This is a genomic window from Gordonia sp. PS3, from assembly GCF_041950545.1.
GTDB classification, from domain to species: Bacteria; Actinomycetota; Actinomycetes; order Mycobacteriales; family Mycobacteriaceae; genus Gordonia; species Gordonia sihwensis.
Genome location: NZ_CP169524.1, coordinates 3,291,682 through 3,310,664 on the forward strand (window position 1 = coordinate 3,291,682; position 18,983 = coordinate 3,310,664).

Here is an 18,983-nt window from a genome sequence, read left to right on the forward strand (position 1 = left end):
TGGAAAACCCTGCTCATATCGTATGCGCGCGACACCGGTCTACTGAAGCCGCGTCGCCGCCGCGACGGCCTGATGCTCCAACGCCCGCCACGTGTCCGACGAGATCACCGGCTCGCTTCCGCCCCGCTCGATGAAATCGTCGAGCGTCTCCAGCGACGAATACCGCGGAACGAAGCCGAGCTCGGTCCGCATCCGGGTGGTGTCGAGAACCCGCCCGTAGGACAGGTACGAGGTGTTCTCCGACCGTATGCCCGGCAGGCCGCCGCCCTGCAGCACGCCCGTCAGCGGCGAGATCAACCCTGCCGGCACCGGAAGTTTCAGATGTCCTGCGCGGTACACCGACTGCGACAGCGTCACCACACCGTCGCCTGCGATGTTGAAGGTGCCCGGACGCCGGTTCAGGGTGGCGTGCTCGAGGGCGGCGAGCGCGTCCTCCTCGTGAAGGAACTGGAACCGGGGCTGACGCCCGAAGGCCGTCGGCACCACCGGCAGCGACAGATACGCGCTCATGCGGGTCCGGATCCGCGGGCCGAGGATCGACTGGAACCGCAGGATCGAGACGTCGATGTCCTGTCGGCGCCGCGCGAGTCCGCGCGCATAGCCCTCCATGTCGATCAGGTCGCGACCGTAGCCCCGCCGCGGCTCCTTGCGCGCCGGCGTGCCCTCCGAGAAGAAGCCCGGGTCGCTGGGCCCCGCACCGTAGACCATCGCACTCGAACGCAGCACCAGCCGCCGCACCGACGGGCTCCGCTGACACGCCGCGCAGACCTGCATGGTGCCGACCACGTTGAGTTCCTTGATCGCGGCGGTGTGCTCCACGCTGTCGAGGATCGACGGCGCCGCGTGCACCACGGTGTCCACGTCGTAGCTCGCGATGGCCTTCGCGATCGCCGGACGCCGGATGTCCAGACGCAGGAAGTCGGCGCGTCCCATCCGGCGCATCAGCACCTTGGTCGGCACTCGGGAGTCGACGGCGACGACCCGTTCGATGTCGGGGTTCGCCGCCAATCGGGTGACCAGGTACCCGCCCAGGAAGGTGGACGCCCCGGTCACCAGCACTGAGCGCGGCGGCTGCTCGCCACTCCGGTCCTCGGTCATGGGCCCACTTTATCGCCGACCCCGCAAAGCACAGAACCCGCCACGAGGGCGGGTTCTGAGTGGCTCACTTGCCGAGCTTGCGGCGCTGGACTCGCGTGCGGCGCAGAAGCTTGCGGTGCTTCTTCTTCGACATGCGCTTGCGGCGCTTCTTGATTACGGAACCCATGGGGTCTCCCTCACGATCGGTACTGATGAACTCATGTGGCCTGGCCCGAGGACTCATGCCGGGCCGTCGCCGACAGGGGTTGCAACCAGGCGACAGCGACCTGACGGATAATCTTACCGATCGGACGAACGTGAGGCTAATCAGCCCCACGCCACCGTTCGGGCGGATCCGCCGGAGAGACGCCGAAACCCCCTCGGCGCGGGGCGCGAGGGGGATCGCAGGCGATCTCGACCGGTCAGCCGGCGTCGAAGTACGAGGTCTCCAAGTATTCGTGCACGGCCTTGGCGTGAACGCGGAACGACCGGCCGACGCGCACAGCCGGCAGTTCACCGTTGTGGACGAGTCGGTACACGGTCATCTTCGACACTCGCATCAGCGATGCGACTTCGGCGACGGTGAGGAACTGCGTGGCGGAGGAGTTGCCGACTCCGCGATCAGTGAATTCATTCCGTTCGCCGGGCTTTTCTGCAGCAGCCATGAAAATACCAACCTTCAGTGCACGCATCGCGGCCACCGGCTTCCCCTCCGGCGGACATCAGACACGTACGTGCTGCTAGCAGCCTAGCGTGACCAATGTGAAAAGTGCGACGTGAGTGGCGGAATCCCAGGGGTGCAACTCGCCGCGCCGACGGCAGATCCCGGATAAGCGCAGGCTGAGGCGCTACTGTTGCTCGCTTGCGGTCTCGGCGCCCAGCTGGACACCTCCGCCCGAACCCTCAACTTCCACTCGACGTGCAGTTTTGGCGCTCGTCTCCGCGCAAGCCAGCGTGGCCTCGTTCACCGCATGCCGCAGGCCCTCGCGCTCGAACGCGCGCAACGCCGCCGCGGTGGTACCGGCGGGCGAGGTGACGGCCGCGCGCAGTTCCACCGGCGACAGTCCCGACTCGCTCAGGAGCAACCCGGCTCCCTTGATCGTCTGCACGGCCAGTTCGCTCGCCTGCGGACGGGTCAGTCCGAGCGCCACACCGGCGTCGATCATCGCCTCCACCATCAGGAAGAAGTACGCCGGACCGGAGCCGGAGATCGCGGTGACGGCGTCCATCAGCTTCTCGGGCACCACCATCACCTTGCCGACCGATTCGAGGAGGCGGACGGTGAGCGCCACCTGGTCGTCTTCGGCGTACCGGCCGGGGCTGACCGCCGACATGGCCTCGTTCACCAGCATCGGCGTATTCGGCATCACGCGGATGACCGGCGAACCGGCGGGCAGCGCCGCCTCGTACCGCGGCGTCGGAATACCTGCGACGAGGGTGACCGTGATCCGCTCCAGTTCGCCGTTGTCCTCGGCGACGGACAGCTTCTGCAGCACCATGTCGACGGCGTCCGGCTTCACCGCGATGAAGACCACGCGCGCCCCCTCGACGGCGTCGGGGATGTCGTCGGAGACCCGGACGCCGTAGTCGGCGACCAACTCGGCCGACCGCTCCGGCGAGCGCTCGGCGACCACCAGGTCTTTGACGGGTTTCCCCGCGCTGATCAGTCCGGCGAGGAGTGCCTCGCCGATCTTGCCGCCACCGATAATCGCGACCCGCTCGGTCATGGGCGATCACTACCTTTCACAGTTTGTCGAAGTCTTGCGTATCAGCGCCGGGGAGAGTCATCGCCCGGCGGGGGTCAGTGCCAGTTGCCGCGAGCGAGCCACCGTCGCACCGGTCGAGTCCACCACGATGTGGTCCTCGGCGAACATCCGCTGCCCCACCTCCTGGCTCTCGGCCGCGAATCGCAGCCATCCGGGAGCGGGGACTCTGGTCAGGTAGGTGGTCAGCTGCACCGTGGGAGCCCAGCCGAACATACCGAGGTTCATCACCACCGGAGGAGACAGGTCGCACACCAGGATCGGGAACCCCGCGCTCACGGCGACGGGCAGGCGGTCGGCGCATTTGGGTCGAGTCCAGCCGCGGACCACCGGGTCGCCGGTCTCGCCGCGAAGCGCCGGGAAACGGTCCATGTCCAGAACCACGTCGAGTGCCGCCCCGAGATGCACCACCTCGCCGACCGGCGTGGAGTAGAGGTCGGCCGAACCCGCCGGCGGGGCGGCCGGCAGGTCAGCGACGCTCGAGTGGCCCCGGTAGCGCGCGTCTCCGTGATCCGGGCGCCCGAGCGTCACCGTGGACGTCACGCAGACGCGCTCGTCCTGGCGCACATCGACTCGCACCAGCGACACGGTCGCGCCGGTCTTCACCAACGACACCGTCACGTCGACCTCCGCCGGATCCGGAGCCCGGAGGAAATCACTCGAGACGGCCAGGACCGCCGCCTGCGGGTCCGGCCCGCCCAGATCGCGGTAGGCACGCTCGGCGGCGGCCGCGACCACCATCTGAACGCTCCCGCCGTGCACCTTGGGCCCGATCGTGAAGACCGGATCGATCCGGGCTCGATAGGCCGCGCGGCCGTCCGAGCTCACCCCGATCGGTTCCAGGTCGGTCAGGGAGGCCAGATCAGTCGTCATGCCGAGTGTCCTTCGGGTCGCGGTGAAGATGGGTGCGGGCGAAGTCCAGAGACCGCGCGAGCATCGCGGCGCGCTCGTTCCGGGTCCGCGCCGATCCGGTGTGCACTTCGAGGATCACGGCGCCGGAGAAGTCGCTGTCGGCGAGCCTTTTGCACACTTCGATGCACGGCTGCGAGCCGTCCCCGGGGATCAGATGCTCGTCGTGGGCGGCGCCGGTGCCGTCGGTGAGGTGCAGATGCTCGAGTCCGGCCCCCATCCGCGTCTGCAGAGCGAGGGCGTCGGCGCCTGCCGTCGCGGCGTGGGAGAGGTCGAGGGTGTAGTGCTCGTATCCGTCCACCGTGGGATCGATGGACTTGCCGAAGGCCGACGCGCTCGGTCCCGGAGACCCGCCCCGCTCTGCCATCCGCCTGGCCGCCTTGTGACCGGCGCCGAACAACCTGTCGGCCCGCATCGGGAACATGTTCTCCACGGCCACCGCCACATCGGAGGAGGCCTCCAGTTCTTTGACGAGATCGTCGAAGCCACGCACGTAGTCGCGCTGCCAGCGGAAGGGCGGGTGGACGACGACCGTCGTCGCCCCCAGGTCTTCGGCCGCCTGCACCGATCGCCGCAGCTTGGCCTTCGGGTCACGTCCCCACACGCGCTGCGAGATCAGCAGGCACGGCGCGTGGACCGAGAGCACCGGCACCTGGTACCGAGCGGACAGATGGGCGACGTGGGCGATGTCTTGGCTCACGCCCTCCCCCCACACCATCAACTCGACCCCGTCGTAGCCCAGATCGGCGGCGTAGCCGAACGCTGCTTCGGTGCTCTGCGGGTAGACCGACGCGGTGGACAGCCCGATCGGGATCGGGAAACGCAGTTGCGACACCGGGACCGACTCAGGCCGCCAGAAGGACCAGTGGCCCGATGGTCACCAGCATTCCGACGCCGAGCGCCAACAATGTGGTCGGCAGATCTCGTTTCCGCAGGACGTGGGCGAAGGTGACGATCGCGAAGATCACCACGACGGCCAGGATCAGCGCCAGGTAGATGTAGCGCTTCCACAGTTCGGTGAAGCCCCAGAACAGACCGGCACCGGCAGCCAGACCGATCACCACCTCGGCGATAAGACTCAGCCAGCCCATCAGTGCGGAGGGACTGTGCGACTTCCTGCGCTTCTCCGACTCCTCTTCGGCGAGGTGTTCGGCACGCTGCTGGGCTTCCATCTCGGCCTGGGCCTCTTCGGCCTCCGCGGCCTCCAGATCGGCGGCCGACGCGACACGGCGATGATCGTCGGCGACGTCGTCGCCGGCCACCGGCTCTGCCGCCGAGTCGGTGATCGGGCTCAACTGCGCGGTACCGACCAGATCGGGGTCCGGCTCCGGGCCCGGATCGGTGACGGCCGACCGGTACTCCAGCGGCGGCAGGTCGACGCCGACCAGATCGTCGCCGGGCACCGGCGCCAGCGGCGACTCGTCATCGTCGCCGACGATGGGGATGATTCCGGTCACCACATTCGGATCGGCGTCGTCTACGGGGTCGGGGAGCTTCGGTGCGGCGGGAACGTGCGACGGCATTCCGGATGCCCCGATGACCGGTCGCGTCGGGCGGTCGTCCTCGTCGGACTTGGGAAACGCGGAACCGCTCGACTCGGATCGAGCGATCAGTTCCGAGACCGTGATCGGCTTCGCGCGTGGTTCGGAATCCTTCGCCATACCTGGGGTACCCCCGTAAAAAGTCGATCGACTAGCCGGTGCTCACCATCGCCCCGGCCGGCTCCGCATCCAGACGACGGAGAATGACGCCCTCCCGCAGAGCCCACGGACAGATCTCAAGTGTATCCACACCGGTGGCCCTCATCGCCGCCTCCGCCACCAGTGCGCCGCCCACGATCTGCGCCGCGCGATCGGCGCTGACCCCCTCCAGATCGGCGCGATCGGCGGCCGTCATGCGCGAGATGAACGCGATCAGTTGACGCAGGCCGCTCACGGTGAGCGTCCGTCGCACCCGCGGCCCGGCACCGGAGGGCGCGGCACCGGTCAGACGCGCCAGCGACCGGAAGGTCTTCGACGAACCCACCGACAGATCCGGCTTCCCCGCGGCACGGAGTTCCTTGGCGGGCTGCTTCAGCTCGGCGTCGAGCCAGTCCCGCAGCACCGAGACGTGACGTTTGCTCGGCGGGTCGCCGGGCAGCCATTCGCGCGTCAGCCGCCCGGCGCCGAGCGGCAGCGACAGCGCGACATCCGGCTCCTCGTCGACCCCGTTGGTCATCTCCAGGCTGCCGCCGCCGATGTCGAAGGTGAGGATCCGGCCCGCGCTCCAGCCGTACCAGCGGCGTACCGCGAGGGAGGTCAGCCGCGCCTCGTCGACGCCTTCCAGTACGTCGACGGTGAGCCCGGAGGCCTTCTTGACCTGGTCGAGGACCTCTCCGGTGTTGGTGGCGTCGCGTACCGCGGAGGTCGCGAAGGCCATCACCTGCTCGCAGCCCGAGGCCTTGGCGATCCGGGTGAAGTCCTTGACTGTCGCGGTCAGCGAATCCGCACCGGCCTTGGTCATCTTTCCGGTGCCGTCGATCTCCTCCGCCAGCCGGAGCACCGCCTTCGTCGAACTCATCGGCGTCGGATGACCGCCCCGATGCGCGTCGACCACCAGCAGATGAACGGTGTTGCTGCCCACGTCGAGCACTCCTAATCGCACCTGACCAAAATTACTGCGCGGCGGACGGCGATGCGAGCCGAAGGTCTACCGTGGAGCGTTGTACCGATGGAGGAACCCCGTGTCTGGCTCTAGTAAGAAGCCCGGGAAGAAGCGGCGGAATGACCGCGTCCCCGAAGTGCCCCTCGACTTCCCGCGCGAGTGGTACGAGTTCGTCGACCCCGACGACGACGAGCACCTGATCAGCGCCGACCTGACGTGGCTGCTGTCGCGGTGGAACTGCGTCTTCGGCACCCCGGCGTGTCACGGAATCGTCGCCGGCCGGCAGTCGGACGGCTGCTGCACACACGGCGCCTACCTGACCGACGACGACGATCGCGAGAAGCTCGCCGCAGGAGTGGCGCTCCTGACGCGCGACGACTGGGAGCTCTTCGACCGCGGTTCGGGGCCCGACCCGCTCGGCGACGACGGCTACCTCGAGGAGGCCGAGGATCTGGAGGGCGAACCGTCGCTCAAGACCCGTCTGCACGACGGAGCGTGCATCTTCCTCAACCGCCCGGGATTCCCCGCCGGTCAGGGCTGTGCGCTGCATTCGATGGCGCTGCGCCGCGGCATCGAGCCGCTGACGGTGAAACCCGAGGTCTGCTGGCAGTTGCCGATGCGCCGCGAGCAGGACTGGGTGAGCAGGCCGGACGGCAGTGAGATCCTCAAGACCACGCTCACGGAGTTCGACCGCCGGGGCTGGGGCGAGGGCGGCCACGACCTCGATTGGTACTGCTCCGGCTCACCCGAGGCGCACACGGGCGCCAAGCAGGTCTTCGAGTCGTACCGGCCCGAATTGATCGAGCTCATCGGCGATGCGGCCTACGAGGTTCTCGCGGCGGCCTGCCGCCGGCGCAACGACCTCGGACTCGTCGCGGTGCATCCGGCGACCGCCGCGGCCACCTCCCGCCGAAGCACCGACATCAAGTACGAACAGCTGTGACCGCACCGGCCCGCTGCGCTGTCAGGGCTCGCTGCTCTGTCAGGGCCCGCTGCTCTGTCAGGGCTCGAACTTGTATCCGAGGCCGCGGACGGTGATGAGATGGCGCGGCTGCGACGGATCGGGCTCGACCTTCGAACGCAGACGCTTCACGTGCACGTCGAGCGTCTTGGTGTCGCCGACGTAATCGGCGCCCCACACCCGGTCGATCAGCTGGCTGCGGGTGAGCACCCGGCCGGAGTTCCGGAGCAGATACTCCAGGAGGTCGAACTCCTTGAGCGGCAGCGTGACCTCCTCGCCCGAGACCGTCACGGTGTGCCGCTGGACGTCCATCCGCACCGGTCCCACCTCGACGACGCCGATGGCGGCGTCCTCGTCGTCGGCCACCACTCCCCCGCGCCGCAGGACCGCGCGGATGCGGGCGATGAGCTCGCGTGCCGAGTACGGCTTGGTGACGTAGTCGTCGGCCCCCAGCTCCAGTCCGACGACCTTGTCGATCTCACTGTCACGCGCGGTCACCATGATGACCGGCACCGCCGACTTGGCCCGGATCGACTTGCAGATCTCGGTGCCGGAGACACCCGGCAGCATCAGGTCGAGCAGGACGATGTCGGGATTGACTCGCTCGAAGGTCGAGACCGCCTCCGAACCGTCGTTGACGATGCTGGCCTCGAACCCCTCTTTACGGAGCAGGAAGGCCAGCGGATCGGCCAGCGATTCCTCGTCTTCGACAATCAGTACGTGCGTCAACTCGTGAGTTCCTCTGCGTTCGTCGACCCGTCGTCGCTCGGTGAAGCCGGGTCGATGGGGATGTACAGGCTGAAGGTCGATCCGGTTCCGGGCCGACTCCACAGTCCGATGTGACCGCCATGACTGGCCGCCACGTGCTTGACGATCGCCAGCCCGAGCCCGGTGCCGCCGGTCGCGCGCGACCGCGCCTTGTCGACGCGGAAGAACCTCTCGAAGACCCGCTGCTGGTCGGCGGGTGCGATCCCGATACCGCGGTCGGTGACCGCGATCACGACCATCTCCTCGTCGTCGAGGTTCACCACCTTGCGGCTCACCGAGACCACCTCGCCCGCGGGCGAGTGATTGATGGCGTTCACCAGGAGATTCGACAGTGCGGTCAGCAGCAGGGTGCGGTCGCCCTGGATCTGCAGTCCGCTGGCCGCATCAGCGACGAGTTCGATCTCGGCGACCTCCGCGGAGACGCCGGCGGCGGCCACCGCATCCTCCACCAGCGAGTCGACGTCGACCGCCTGGAACTCGGGAATCCGGCCCTCCTGCAGGCGCGACAGCCCGATCAGCTCGTTGACCAGCGTGCCCATCCGGGTCGCTTCCTTCAGCACCCGACGGCCGAAGTGCTCCACCGCCTGGGGGTCGTCGCGCGACTCGAGCATCGCCTCGGCCATCAGGCTGATGGCGCCGAGCGGCGTCTTCAACTCGTGTGAGACGTTGGCGGCGAAGTCGCGTCGCGTGGCCTCCACCCGTTGATTGGTGGAGTCGTCGTCGCCGAACACCAGGGCGTACCGCTCGCCGTCTCGGGACGCGAGCCGTGCGATGCAGCGGACGTTCTCCACCTGCCGCGGCATGGTGCGGCCCGTCGACAGGAAGCCCAGCGACGAATGCGGCGGAACGAAATCGAAATGCCGATCGATGCCGGTGACGAAGACCTCGGTGACGGCCTCGGCCACTCCGTCGGCGATCGTGTCGCGAACCATGCCGAGTTCGACGGCGCGCTTGTTGTAGAGGACCACGTTGTGGAACTCGTCGACGGCGACCATCCCGGTGGTGGTGTGCGCGACGATCAGTCCGAGGAGGTCGGGCCTTGACCGGCCGTCGTCGACGATCACCAGATCTTCCAGTGGTGTGTCCTCCGAACCGGATTCGTCAGATCGGGTACTCACCGTGATCGCGTCTTCCGCCGCACGACTCCCTGCTTCGCCTCAACGACATTCGAACAGAATGTGTCCGATCGCCGGACACATCCCGAAGCTTACGTCGGATCGACGGGTGTTCGCAGCCTGGGCGAACAGTTTTCGGCGCTCGTTCACGCCGGGTTCTCCTGGGTTGCGGGGAGATTAACGATCAGGAGACGACGATGTCCGAGTACTCGGGGTGCTTCTCGACGTACTTCTGAACATACGAACAGACGGGCACGACCCGCTGCCCGTTGGCGCGAACGTCCTCGAGAACGTGTTTGACCAACTGGGCCGCGAAGCCGCGCCCGCCGAAGCGCTCGTAGACGACGGTGTGGGTCAGCGCGAGCCGATCACCGTCCTGCGTGTAGTCGATGTACCCGACCTCGACCGGTTCACCGTCTCCGTCGGTCAGATGGGCGCGGTAGCGCTCCTGCACCGAGAGATGGGTGACCTCTAGAGTACCGTCAGTCATACGTACCAATGTAGCGCAGGCCACACCGGCGGCGCCATGCGGATTCGGGCTACTTATTGCCCTGCGCCGCAACGGCTGCCGCACCCGCGGCCGCGGCCTCGGGATCCAGGTACACCCCGCCCGCGGTGGTCGGGCGGAGGTCGTCGCCGAGGTCGTAGCGCAGCGGGTTGCCGGTCGGGATGTTCAGCCCGGCGATGTCGGCGTCCGAGATGCCGTCCAGGTGCTTCACCAGAGCCCGCAGAGAGTTGCCGTGGGCGGCGACCAGAACGTTCTTACCGGCGCGCAGGTCCGCCTCGATGGCCTCGGTGTAGTACGGGATCAGCCGCTCGACCACGTCCTGAAGGCACTCGGTGAGGGGCACCTCGATGCCGGCGTAGCGCGGATCGCCGACCTGGCTGTACTCGCTGTCGGGCGCGATCGCGGGCGGCGGGGTGTCGTAGCTGCGGCGCCACAGCATGAACTGCTCGTCGCCGTACTTCGCCTTCGTCTCCGCTTTGTTGAGCCCCTGCAGCGCGCCGTAGTGACGCTCGTTGAGCCGCCAGTCGCGGACCACCGGGATCCAGTGACGGTCGGCGGTGTCGAGCGCGATCTGCGCGGTGGTGATGGCACGGCGCAGCAGCGACGTGTACAGGACGTCGGGCAGCAGATCGTGTTCCACCAGCAGTTCTCCCGCACGGACGGCTTCCGCCCGTCCCTTGTCGGTCAGGGCGACGTCGACCCAGCCGGTGAACTGGTTGGACGCGTTCCATTCGCTCTCGCCGTGTCGCATCAGGATCAGGGTGCCGTTGCTCATGCCGCATAGTTTCCCATACGGCCGCGGCGGTCGAGCGACCGAGTGACGCGCCCCGACCGCCTACTTCCGCAGATCCTTGCGGAGGATCTTGCCGGAGGCCGACTTGGGGACGGCCGAGATGAACTCGACGGCCCGGACCTTCTTGTACGGCGCGACGCGTTCGGCGGTGAACGCCATGACCTCGTCCGCGGTCAGCTCCGCGCCCTCGGCGACCACGACGAAGGCCTTCGGGATCTCCTCGCCGTCGGCGTCGAGCGCGCCGACCACCGCGACGTCGGCGATCTTCGGATGCGTCAGCAGCAGCGCCTCCAGCTCGGCCGGCGGAACCTGATAACCCTTGTACTTGATGAGCTCCTTGAGCCGGTCGACGATCGTGACGCAGCCGGTCGAGTCGACCGTCGCCATGTCGCCGGTGCGCAGCCAGCCGCCCTCGACGATGGTCTCGGCGGTCGCCGCCTCGTTGTTGAGGTAGCCGACCATCACGTTGGGTCCGCGGACCCACAGCTCACCGGGCTCGGACACGCCGTCGGCGGGGATGTCGATGTCCTCCCCGGTGGCCGGATCGACGATCCGGTTCTCCGAGTTCGGTACGGCCCAGCCGACCGACGACAGCGGTGCCTCGACACCGCGCGTGCCCGTACCGCCGTCGAACGGGATCAGGTGGCTCACCGGCGAGAGCTCGCTCATGCCGAAGCCCTGCAGCATGTGCAGGCCGAGACGCTTGGCCACAGCTCGACCCAGTTCCTCGTCCAGCGGCGCCGCGCCGGAGAGCATGGTGTGCAGCGACGACAGATCGTACTGATCGACGATCGGATGCTTGGCGAGCGCGACGGCCACGGGCGGCGCGATGAAGGCATAGGTGACCTTGTGCTTCTGGATGCCCTCGAGGAACTCGACGAGGTCGAAGCGCGGCATCACGAACAGGCTCGCCCGGGCCTTGAGTGCGGCGTTCAGGAGCACCGTCATGCCGTAGATGTGGAAGAACGGGAGGACGGCGAGGATCACGTCGTCGGACTTCATCCCCTGCAGCGGCTCGATCTGCGCGACGTTGGCGACCAGGTTGCGGTGACTGAGCATCACGCCCTTGGGGTTGCCGGTGGTGCCCGAGCTGTACGGCAGCACCGCGATGTGGGTGGCCGGGTCGAAGCTCACCTCCGGTGCGCGATGCCCTCCGCCCAGGAGTTCGGCGGCGTTCGGATGCCCGGTGGCCGCCTGGCCCTGGCCGTCGAGCACGATCACGGCGTCGTCCGCCAGTCCCACCTCGCGGGCCGCCTCGATCGCGGCCGGCGCGAGCAGTGAGATGGTGATGAGCAGTTTCGCCTTGGAGTCGAGGAGCTGCTTCTTGATCTCGGGTGCGGTGAACAGTGCATTGAGCGTGGTGGCGGTCGCGCCGGAGCGGAGCACGCCGTGGAACACCGTGGCGAACGCCGGGATGTTGGGCGACAGGATCGCGACCACGTCGCCGACGCCGAGCCCGCGCGCCGCGATCGCACCCGCCGCGGCGTCGATCTGTCCGACCAACTGCCGGTACGTGGTCTGCGCACCCGACTTCGAGTCGATGAGCGCGACCCGGTCGAGGTCGTTCTCCTCGAGTCCACCGAACAGGTAGTCGTAGACGCTGACGTTCGGGATCTCGACGTCGGGATACGGCGATGCGAAGCTCATGGTGACCCTTCTGGAGATGACGGGATATTCGACAATGGGCATTGTCGTGTTGATCAGGTCCCCACGCTACCCGACATTCGAGACACTACGACGGGGCTGTTCCGGCGTCGCCGACCGACCACACCGGTTCCGCGTCGGGATCGTCGAGGGGCGCGATCTGCGGCAGATCGTCCTCGTCGATCAGGTGCTCGAAGGCCGCGAGGTTCCGCATCGACTCGCCCCGGGCCTTGCGCCAGGCCCATTCGCGACGGATCGAGGTGAGGAAACCGATCTCGAGGATCTGATTGAAGTCGCCGTCGGCGGCCTCGAGGACCTGGCCGAGCACCCGGTCCACCTCGGTGCGCGAGAGCGCCTCCGCGGAGATCCGCCCCACCAGGTAGATGTCGCCGACGTTGTCGAGGGTGTACGCCACCCCGTAGAGCCGGCGATTGCGTTTGAGGAGATACCGGTAGACGGCCTCGAGGTTCTCGTCCGCGCGGCGGCAGACGAAGGCCTCCACTCGGACCCCGTGCGCGCCGGCGGTGAGCAGCACCGTGGTCTTGAGCTTCCGTTCTCCGGGAAGCTCGAGAACGAAGTGCTCGGACTTCGCACCGCCCGACGACTTCCGGACGTACTCGATGCCGGTCTCGTCCAGAGCGGCGCTCAGGGCCGCGGCCGTCTCGTCTGCGTTCACACCATCACCCTCGATCGGTTCCTCCAGCGTCGGATGCCGAATCGCCCGGCATCGCGTCGAACGTCGCCGCCGAACGCCGCGATCGCTCGGTCGTAACTCTCCAGCAGCGCGTCGGTGGTGTGCTCCCACGAGAACTGCCGCGCGTGCAGAGCGGCCGCCCGCCCCATTCCCGCGCGGCGATCCGGGTCGGCGACGAGTTCGGCGAGGCGGTCGGTCCAGACGCCGATGTCGTGACCGTCCACCAGCACACCGGTGCGGCCGTCGTCCACCGCCACGCCGAGTCCGCCCACGCGCGCGGCGATCACCGGCACTCCGCACGCCTGAGCCTCGATCGCGACCAGCCCGAAGCTCTCCGAGTAGCTCGGCACCGCCACCAGGTCGGACGCCCGGTAGACGTGCACCAGCCGCTCCGGCGGCTGCGGCGGCAGGAAGTCGACGCGGTCGGCGATTCCCAGTTGCCGAGTGAGGTCCATGAGTGCCGACGGCTGGGCCAGTCCGCTGCCCGACGGTCCGCCCACCACCAGCACGCGCAGACGCCCGGAGGAGTCGCCCGCGATCAGCGGCGCCATCGCCGAGACCAGGACGTCCGGCGCCTTCAAGGGCTGGATCCGGCCGACAAAGGTGACGAGCACATCGTTCTGATCCAGCCCGAGCGCGGCGCGGGAGGCCGCTCGGTCGCCCGGGGAGTAGCGGTCCAGATCGGCGCCGGGAACCACCACGTCGATGCGGGAGGGATCGGCGCCGTACATCTGGACCAGTTCGCCGACCTCGGTGGCGGTGTTCGCGACGAGACGGTCCGCTTCGTCGACCACCTGCTGCTCACCGACCACACGCAGCATCGGCTCGGCGGCGTCCCCCGCCGCCAGCGAGGCGTTCTTGACCGCGGCGAGCGTGTGCGCGGTGTGCACGAGCGGCACTCCCCAGCGGTCGCGCGCGAGCCAGCCGACCTGGCCCGAGAGCCAGTAGTGGGAGTGGATCAGGTCGTAGTAGCCGGGCTCCTGGGCGGCCTCCGCCCGCAGTACGTTCGCCGAGAACGCGCACAACTGGCTCGGCAGGTCACGCTTGTCGAGGCCGTCGAAGGGACCCGCGACCACATTGCGCACGGTGACCCCGGGGGCGGCCGCGACCACCGGCGCGTCCGCCGACGACGTGGCACGCGTGAAGATCTCGACCTCCACACCGCGGCGCGCCAGCCTGGTGGCCGTCTGCCAGACGTAGACGTTCATTCCTCCGGCGTCACCGGTGCCCGGCTGCGCCAACGGGGAGGTGTGCACCGAGATCAGAGCGATGCGTCTCGGGGCGGAGCCAGCGGTCATGACCCCAGCCTAATGCGGCCGGCCGCGCTCGACACATGCGCAGGCGGCGACTCATGCGCACTTGAGCATCGCTTCGACATCAACGGCACCCCGGTAATACACTTTCCCGGTAACGATTTTCATTATCTTCCAAAGGAACCTCCCGATGACGAAGACCGGGTCCGCGCGCCGCGCCCTCCTGGCGCCCCTCGCCCTCCTCATCGCCGTCGCCACCGCCGCATGCGGCGGCAACGACGGTCCCGCGCCCACCGACAAACCCGTCGTCGTCGCGTCCACCGACGTGTGGGCCTCCGTCGCGAGCGCGGTGGGCGGCGAACACGCCGACGTCAGCGCCCTGTACACCTCGCCCGACGGCGATCCCCACGAGTTCGAGCCGTCGAGTGCGGATACCGCTCGCGTCCAGGACGCCAACCTCATCGTCATGAACGGCGACCACTACGACCACTTCATGGAGGAGGCGGCCGCCGACGCGAAGGGTGCCGAGGTGGTGGCCGCGGACGTGCGGTCGGACAAGACGCGCGGCAACGAGCACGTCTTCTACGACCTCGCCGCCGTCGCCGACACCGCGAACGCGATCGCGAACGAGCTCGCCGAGATCGCCCCGGCCAACGCCGCCTACTACCGCGACCGCGCCGGCGTCTTCAACAGCCAGATCAACGGACTGCGGGCCGCTCTGGCCGACATCAAGGCGCACCACGACGGCGCCGAGGTGGCGTCCACCGAACCGCTCGCCGCGGCCGTCCTCACCGACGCCGGACTGGTCGACATCGCTCCCCCGGGCTTCGTCGACGCCGTCGAGCAGGGACAGTCGCCGTCGGCCGCCGACCGCGCGAAGTTCGATGATCTGCTGACCCAGCACCGCGCCAAGGTCCTGATCTACAACCGCCAGGCCGTCGACCCGAGCACTCAGGCCGTGCTCGACACCGCCCGCAAGGCGGGAATCCCGGTGGTCGAGTTCACCGAGAGCCTGCCCGAGGGCGTGACCGACTACATCGCGTGGCAGCGCGGCCAGATCGACGCGCTGGCGAAGGCGTTGAACGGATGACCGACGCGGTACTCAGCTTTCGCGACGTCGGACTGCAGTTCGGCGACCGCGTCCTCTGGCGCGGCCTCGATCTCGACATCGCGCCCGGCGAGTTCATCGCCGTCCTCGGCCCCAACGGTTCGGGCAAGACCTCACTGCTGCGCGCGATCCTCGGCCAGACCGAACCCACCACCGGGACCATCTCCGCTCACGGCAGTCTCGGATACGTGCCGCAGCAACACGCCGAGGATTCCGACACGATGATGCTGCGCGGCCGCGACCTGGTGGGTTTCGGCGTCGACGGCTCCGCTTGGGGCATCGGGCTGCGCGGTATGTCCCGTCGGCGCACCGCCGTCGACTCGGCGCTCCGACAGGTCGGCGCCACCGGCTTCGCGAACCGGCCGCTGGGGCTGCTGTCGGGCGGCGAGCAGCAACGGCTCCGGATAGCGCAGGCGCTCACCCGCGACCCGGCCATCCTCCTGTGCGACGAGCCGCTCGCCAGTCTCGATCTCGCGAGCCAGCGGGTGGTGGTCGATCTGCTCGACGCCCGGAGGCGGCGTGATGACACCGCGGTCCTGTTCGTCACTCACGAACTCAATCCGGTGCTGCCGTTCGTCGACCGCGTGCTCTACCTGGCCGGCGGATCGTTCCGCATCGGCGCCGTCGAAGAGGTGATGAACACGCGCACCCTGACCGAGCTGTACGGCAGCCCGGTGGAGGTGCTCCGGATCGGCGGGCGGCTCGTGGTGATCGGAGGCGAGGACGATCACCACTGCGTCGCTCATCAGTATCCGGGCGACGTACTCGGGACCGACGCCGGATTCGCGGTCGCCGGGGAGGATCTGTGATCGCGCCGACGACGACCGTGCTCGCCGCCGACATCGGCAACTTCTGGAACTTCTCGCAGACGGCAGACCTGCTCTCCCGCGGCTTCGTTCAGCAGTCGGTGCTCGCCATCGCGTTGCTCGCGCTGCTCGGCGGCCTGCTGGGTCCGATGATCGTCGCACGGCAGATGAGTTTCGCCGTCCACGGTGCCGCAGAGCTCTCGTTCACCGGTGCGGCCGCGGCGCTGCTCGCCGGCGTGGGCGTGAACATCGGCGGCGTGATCGGCGCGGTGTTCGCGGCCGCGGTGTTCGGGCTCCTGGGTCGCCGCGCGAGGGAACGGGACTCGGTGATCGGTGCCGTCATGGCCTTCGGCCTCGGTCTCGGCGTGCTGTTCCTGAGCCTCTACGGCCGCGTCGGCACCGGCTTCGCACTGCTGGCCGGGCAGGTGGCGAGTGTCGGACGCACCGGACTGATCGCCGTCGCGGTGACCGCGGCGGTCGTGGTGGTGGTGTACGCGATCATCTACCGTCCGCTGATGTTCGCCAGCCTGGATCCGCGGGTCGCCGCGGCGTCCGGCGTCCCGGTGCGGCTGCTGTCGGTGGTGTTCGCGATCCTGGTCGGTCTCGCGGCCGCGCAGGGCGTGCAGATCATCGGCGCCCTGCTAGTGATGAGCCTGCTGATCACTCCGGCCGCAGCGGCGGTCCGGCTGTCGGCCAATCCGACGGTCGTGGTGGTGCTGTCGGTCGTCTTCGCCGGAGTCTCCGCCATCGGCGGGCTCATCCTGTCGCTCGCGCCCGAACTCCCGGTGTCGGTGATGGTCACCACCATCTCGTTCGCCATCTACCTCGTCTGCCGCGTGGTGGGGATGCGGTCGCGCGACTGAGGCGGCGGCCGAGCGACGCTCCTCGACTCGCTCGACCGGCCTGGGACCCTCGGTCCCCTACTCCTCCGGACCGCCCGGATTGCAGCGGCTCGAGATCATCTCCTCGGGCGACACCACGGGACGGTTCGGTTCGATGTTCCAGGTCGGCTTGTCCGGCTGGACTATGCGGGCGAACGTCCAGTGACAGTCGAACTGCGCCTTCATCCCCGGGGTGTCCGCGCCCGGATCGAGTCGAAGGACCTCGCGCCACGCCTCGTCGCCCGCCGTCGGCGACTGCACCCTCCGGCCGTTGGGAGTGGGGGCGATCTGCAGGCTCGGTCCCACTTCGGTCTGCACCCAATCGGCCGACGCGATGTACGGCGGCGGAAGCACCGGCGTCGGGGCGCTGCTCGTGACCGAGGACGAGGCCGTGACCCGGGTCGGGGTCGAGTCCGAAGGCGACACCGCCGACTCGTTCCCGCCGGAACATCCCGCGAGCGCGATCGCGGCGGTGCACGTCACCGCCGCGATCATCGCGGGACGTCTCACGAAGGCTCCCCCAGATGAATTCGGTCCCATGCCTCGCGGCGGTCCCGGTCGGGATCGATCTCCACGCGCGTCGGATCGTCCAGCACCATCACCCTGCGATCCTCGCGCGTATAGCGCGGCCAGTCCGGTGCGGGCACGCCGGTGCGCGCGAGCCAACTCCACATCGACTGCATCGTCGCGGTGATCCGCTTCGTCGACCCCCAACTGCCCGCGGCGGCGAGACCGACGCCGATCGGATCCCGGTACGTGCCGAACACCGCCAGCAGTTCAGTCGCGTGGGTCGCACCGATTCCGGTGGCCTTCAGCAGCAGCGGCGCGTAGTCGAAGCGGTACACGTACGTGGGCGCGTGGTCACTGTGATACCCGGCGAACCGGATCGTCGGGGTCCAGAACGTCGCATCGGCAGCGATCATCACATCGCGGCGCTTGACCGGATAGAGGTTCTGCAGCAGATCGGCGTCGCCGGTGTCGCCGAGCCCCACGAGTGCCTGGTCGCTGTCGGGAAGGATGTTCCAGAACCGGGCGAACAGTTCGCCCTCGTCTTTGTTGTTGCCGATGATGGTCGGGACCGAGATGGTGTTGCCGTCGCGCGCCGCGTCGAGCGGATGCTGCGGGAGATAGTCGCCGTCGACCACCGGGGCGAAGGGAATCGGGTCGGTGAGCCGGGCACCGCGGGTGAAGCCGATCAGCTTGTTGCCCGCGCGCAGCAATTCGGTCGCTGTGGCGCCCCCGAGGACGCGTGCCACCAGCGCCGGATCGTGAGGCGGCTCGTCGCGCTCGGGCCCCTTGCGCCGGGTGGGATCGATCAGTATCCGGACGAACTCGTCGGCGAACAGTCGCGCATTGTCCTTGCTGACGATCAGGTCCGGGGCAGGGCTCTGCGAGATGGCTCCCGAGAACAATCCCTTCGCGGACGGCGTGGACAGCAGCGTGAGCACCGCCGACCCGCCCGCGCTCTCACCGAACACCGTCACCCGCGACGGATCCCCGCCGAACGCGGAGATGTTGCGCTGCACCCACTCCAGACCGGCGACCATGTCGCGCAGCCCCACGTTGGCGTCGAACGGCCGCTCGTCGGTCGAGTACTCGCTGAAGTCGAGGAATCCGAGCGGACCGTAGCGGTAGTTCACCGTCACCACGATCACGTCGCGCGCCCGAGCGAGGTACGCGCCGTCGTAGATCGGCGTCGACGTGCCGCCGAGGATGTAGGCACCGCCGTAGTTGAACACCATGACAGGCCGCGGCGTAGCCGAGACGGTCGACGGCGCGAAGACGTTCAGGGTCAGACAATCCTCGCTGCGCGGCTGGAACTTACCGGCCCCGCGCGCCGTGAAGAGCTTGTCCTGGATCGGTGCGGCCCCGTAGTCGTAGCACTCGAGTACCCCCGGCCAGGGTGTCACCGGGCGCGGTGCGCGCCACCGGTGCTGCCGCACGGGCGGCTCCGCGAAGGGGATGCCCCGCCATGAGATGGTGCCGCGACGCGCTCCGCGCCCGCGCTTGCCGTCGACCGCACCGTCGAGGGTCTGAACCACAGTGTCCATTACTGCCAT

21 protein-coding genes are annotated in these 18,983 nt (G+C 68.5%); 4 read left to right on the forward strand and 17 right to left on the reverse strand.

All coding sequences use genetic code 11. The features are described from left to right. Positions 1–39 precede the first annotated feature (39 nt). From ACE11G_RS15240 to ACE11G_RS15275, 8 genes are all read right to left on the reverse strand, one after another. On the reverse strand, positions 40–1,098 hold the full coding sequence (locus ACE11G_RS15240; RefSeq protein WP_062366311.1) for an NAD-dependent epimerase/dehydratase family protein: 1,059 nt from the start codon (positions 1,096–1,098) through the stop codon (positions 40–42). Positions 1,099–1,162: 64 nt separating this feature from the next. Further along, a complete protein-coding gene (locus tag ACE11G_RS15245; protein WP_003402602.1) occupies positions 1,163–1,264 on the reverse strand; it encodes a 30S ribosomal protein bS22 in 102 nt (33 codons plus the stop codon). A gap of 235 nt (positions 1,265–1,499) precedes the next feature. Continuing rightward, complete coding sequence (locus tag ACE11G_RS15250; protein WP_039866574.1) at positions 1,500–1,742, reverse strand: helix-turn-helix domain-containing protein; 243 nt, start codon at positions 1,740–1,742, stop codon at positions 1,500–1,502. 183 nt (positions 1,743–1,925) lie between these two features. Next, on the reverse strand, positions 1,926–2,804 hold the full coding sequence (gene proC, locus ACE11G_RS15255; RefSeq protein ID WP_006894296.1) for a pyrroline-5-carboxylate reductase: 879 nt from the start codon (positions 2,802–2,804) through the stop codon (positions 1,926–1,928). Positions 2,805–2,861: 57 nt separating this feature from the next. Beyond that, a complete protein-coding gene (locus tag ACE11G_RS15260) occupies positions 2,862–3,713 on the reverse strand; it encodes a thioesterase family protein (RefSeq protein ID WP_375002958.1) in 852 nt (283 codons plus the stop codon). After that, a complete protein-coding gene (locus ACE11G_RS15265) occupies positions 3,703–4,584 on the reverse strand; it encodes a sugar phosphate isomerase/epimerase (RefSeq protein WP_062366301.1) in 882 nt (293 codons plus the stop codon). Before ACE11G_RS15265 ends, ACE11G_RS15260 begins: the two co-directional genes overlap by 11 nt. Positions 4,585–4,594: 10 nt before the next feature. Further along, entirely contained in the window at positions 4,595–5,410 is an 816-nt protein-coding gene (locus tag ACE11G_RS15270) for a hypothetical protein (protein WP_278126076.1), read from the reverse strand. 31 nt (positions 5,411–5,441) lie between these two features. Next, positions 5,442–6,392: a Ppx/GppA phosphatase family protein gene (locus ACE11G_RS15275; RefSeq protein ID WP_006894292.1), complete on the reverse strand. Its 951-nt coding sequence runs from the start codon at positions 6,390–6,392 to the stop codon at positions 5,442–5,444. Between the two features lie 79 nt (positions 6,393–6,471). Here ACE11G_RS15275 and ACE11G_RS15280 point away from each other — a divergent pair, with 79 nt between their 5' ends. Next, complete coding sequence (locus ACE11G_RS15280) at positions 6,472–7,335, forward strand: hypothetical protein (protein ID WP_375002961.1); 864 nt, start codon at positions 6,472–6,474, stop codon at positions 7,333–7,335. Between the two features lie 57 nt (positions 7,336–7,392). Here the strand turns inward: ACE11G_RS15280 and ACE11G_RS15285 are convergent, their stop codons facing one another. The 7 genes from ACE11G_RS15285 to mshA form a co-directional block, all read right to left on the reverse strand. Continuing rightward, complete coding sequence (locus ACE11G_RS15285) at positions 7,393–8,082, reverse strand: response regulator transcription factor (protein WP_006894290.1); 690 nt, start codon at positions 8,080–8,082, stop codon at positions 7,393–7,395. Continuing rightward, positions 8,079–9,239, reverse strand: a complete 1,161-nt coding sequence (locus tag ACE11G_RS15290; protein ID WP_006894289.1) for a cell wall metabolism sensor histidine kinase WalK — start codon at positions 9,237–9,239, stop codon at positions 8,079–8,081. Before ACE11G_RS15290 ends, ACE11G_RS15285 begins: the two co-directional genes overlap by 4 nt. 181 nt (positions 9,240–9,420) lie before the next feature. Then, entirely contained in the window at positions 9,421–9,726 is a 306-nt protein-coding gene (locus ACE11G_RS15295) for a GNAT family N-acetyltransferase (protein ID WP_006894288.1), read from the reverse strand. A 49-nt stretch (positions 9,727–9,775) separates the two neighbouring features. Beyond that, positions 9,776–10,519, reverse strand: a complete 744-nt coding sequence (locus tag ACE11G_RS15300) for a phosphoglyceromutase (RefSeq protein ID WP_006894287.1) — start codon at positions 10,517–10,519, stop codon at positions 9,776–9,778. 60 nt (positions 10,520–10,579) lie between these two features. Beyond that, the gene (locus ACE11G_RS15305) at positions 10,580–12,184 is read right to left on the reverse strand and encodes an AMP-binding protein (RefSeq protein WP_375002964.1); all 1,605 of its coding nucleotides are present in this window, start codon (positions 12,182–12,184) and stop codon (positions 10,580–10,582) included. An 85-nt stretch (positions 12,185–12,269) separates the two neighbouring features. Then, the gene (locus tag ACE11G_RS15310) at positions 12,270–12,857 is read right to left on the reverse strand and encodes a YbjN domain-containing protein (RefSeq protein WP_006894284.1); all 588 of its coding nucleotides are present in this window, start codon (positions 12,855–12,857) and stop codon (positions 12,270–12,272) included. Further along, a complete protein-coding gene (mshA, locus tag ACE11G_RS15315; protein ID WP_006894283.1) occupies positions 12,854–14,173 on the reverse strand; it encodes a D-inositol-3-phosphate glycosyltransferase in 1,320 nt (439 codons plus the stop codon). The genes ACE11G_RS15310 and mshA overlap by 4 nt, the downstream gene beginning before the upstream one ends. Before the next feature lie 145 nt (positions 14,174–14,318). On the opposite strand from mshA, the gene ACE11G_RS15320 reads away from it, so the two are divergent. The 3 genes from ACE11G_RS15320 to ACE11G_RS15330 are packed head-to-tail and all read left to right on the forward strand — an operon-like array spanning position 14,319 to position 16,905. Beyond that, positions 14,319–15,218: a metal ABC transporter solute-binding protein, Zn/Mn family gene (locus ACE11G_RS15320; RefSeq protein ID WP_045536871.1), complete on the forward strand. Its 900-nt coding sequence runs from the start codon at positions 14,319–14,321 to the stop codon at positions 15,216–15,218. Further along, the gene (locus ACE11G_RS15325) at positions 15,215–16,045 is read left to right on the forward strand and encodes a metal ABC transporter ATP-binding protein (RefSeq protein ID WP_045536869.1); all 831 of its coding nucleotides are present in this window, start codon (positions 15,215–15,217) and stop codon (positions 16,043–16,045) included. Before ACE11G_RS15320 ends, ACE11G_RS15325 begins: the two co-directional genes overlap by 4 nt. Beyond that, positions 16,042–16,905, forward strand: a complete 864-nt coding sequence (locus tag ACE11G_RS15330; protein ID WP_278126064.1) for a metal ABC transporter permease — start codon at positions 16,042–16,044, stop codon at positions 16,903–16,905. Before ACE11G_RS15325 ends, ACE11G_RS15330 begins: the two co-directional genes overlap by 4 nt. 57 nt (positions 16,906–16,962) lie before the next feature. Here the strand turns inward: ACE11G_RS15330 and ACE11G_RS15335 are convergent, their stop codons facing one another. Together ACE11G_RS15335 and ACE11G_RS15340 are read right to left on the reverse strand one after the other, a co-directional pair. Next, positions 16,963–17,418: a DUF2599 domain-containing protein gene (locus ACE11G_RS15335; protein WP_375004170.1), complete on the reverse strand. Its 456-nt coding sequence runs from the start codon at positions 17,416–17,418 to the stop codon at positions 16,963–16,965. An 11-nt stretch (positions 17,419–17,429) separates the two neighbouring features. Further along, positions 17,430–18,983, reverse strand: a complete 1,554-nt coding sequence (locus ACE11G_RS15340) for a carboxylesterase/lipase family protein (RefSeq protein WP_375002968.1) — start codon at positions 18,981–18,983, stop codon at positions 17,430–17,432.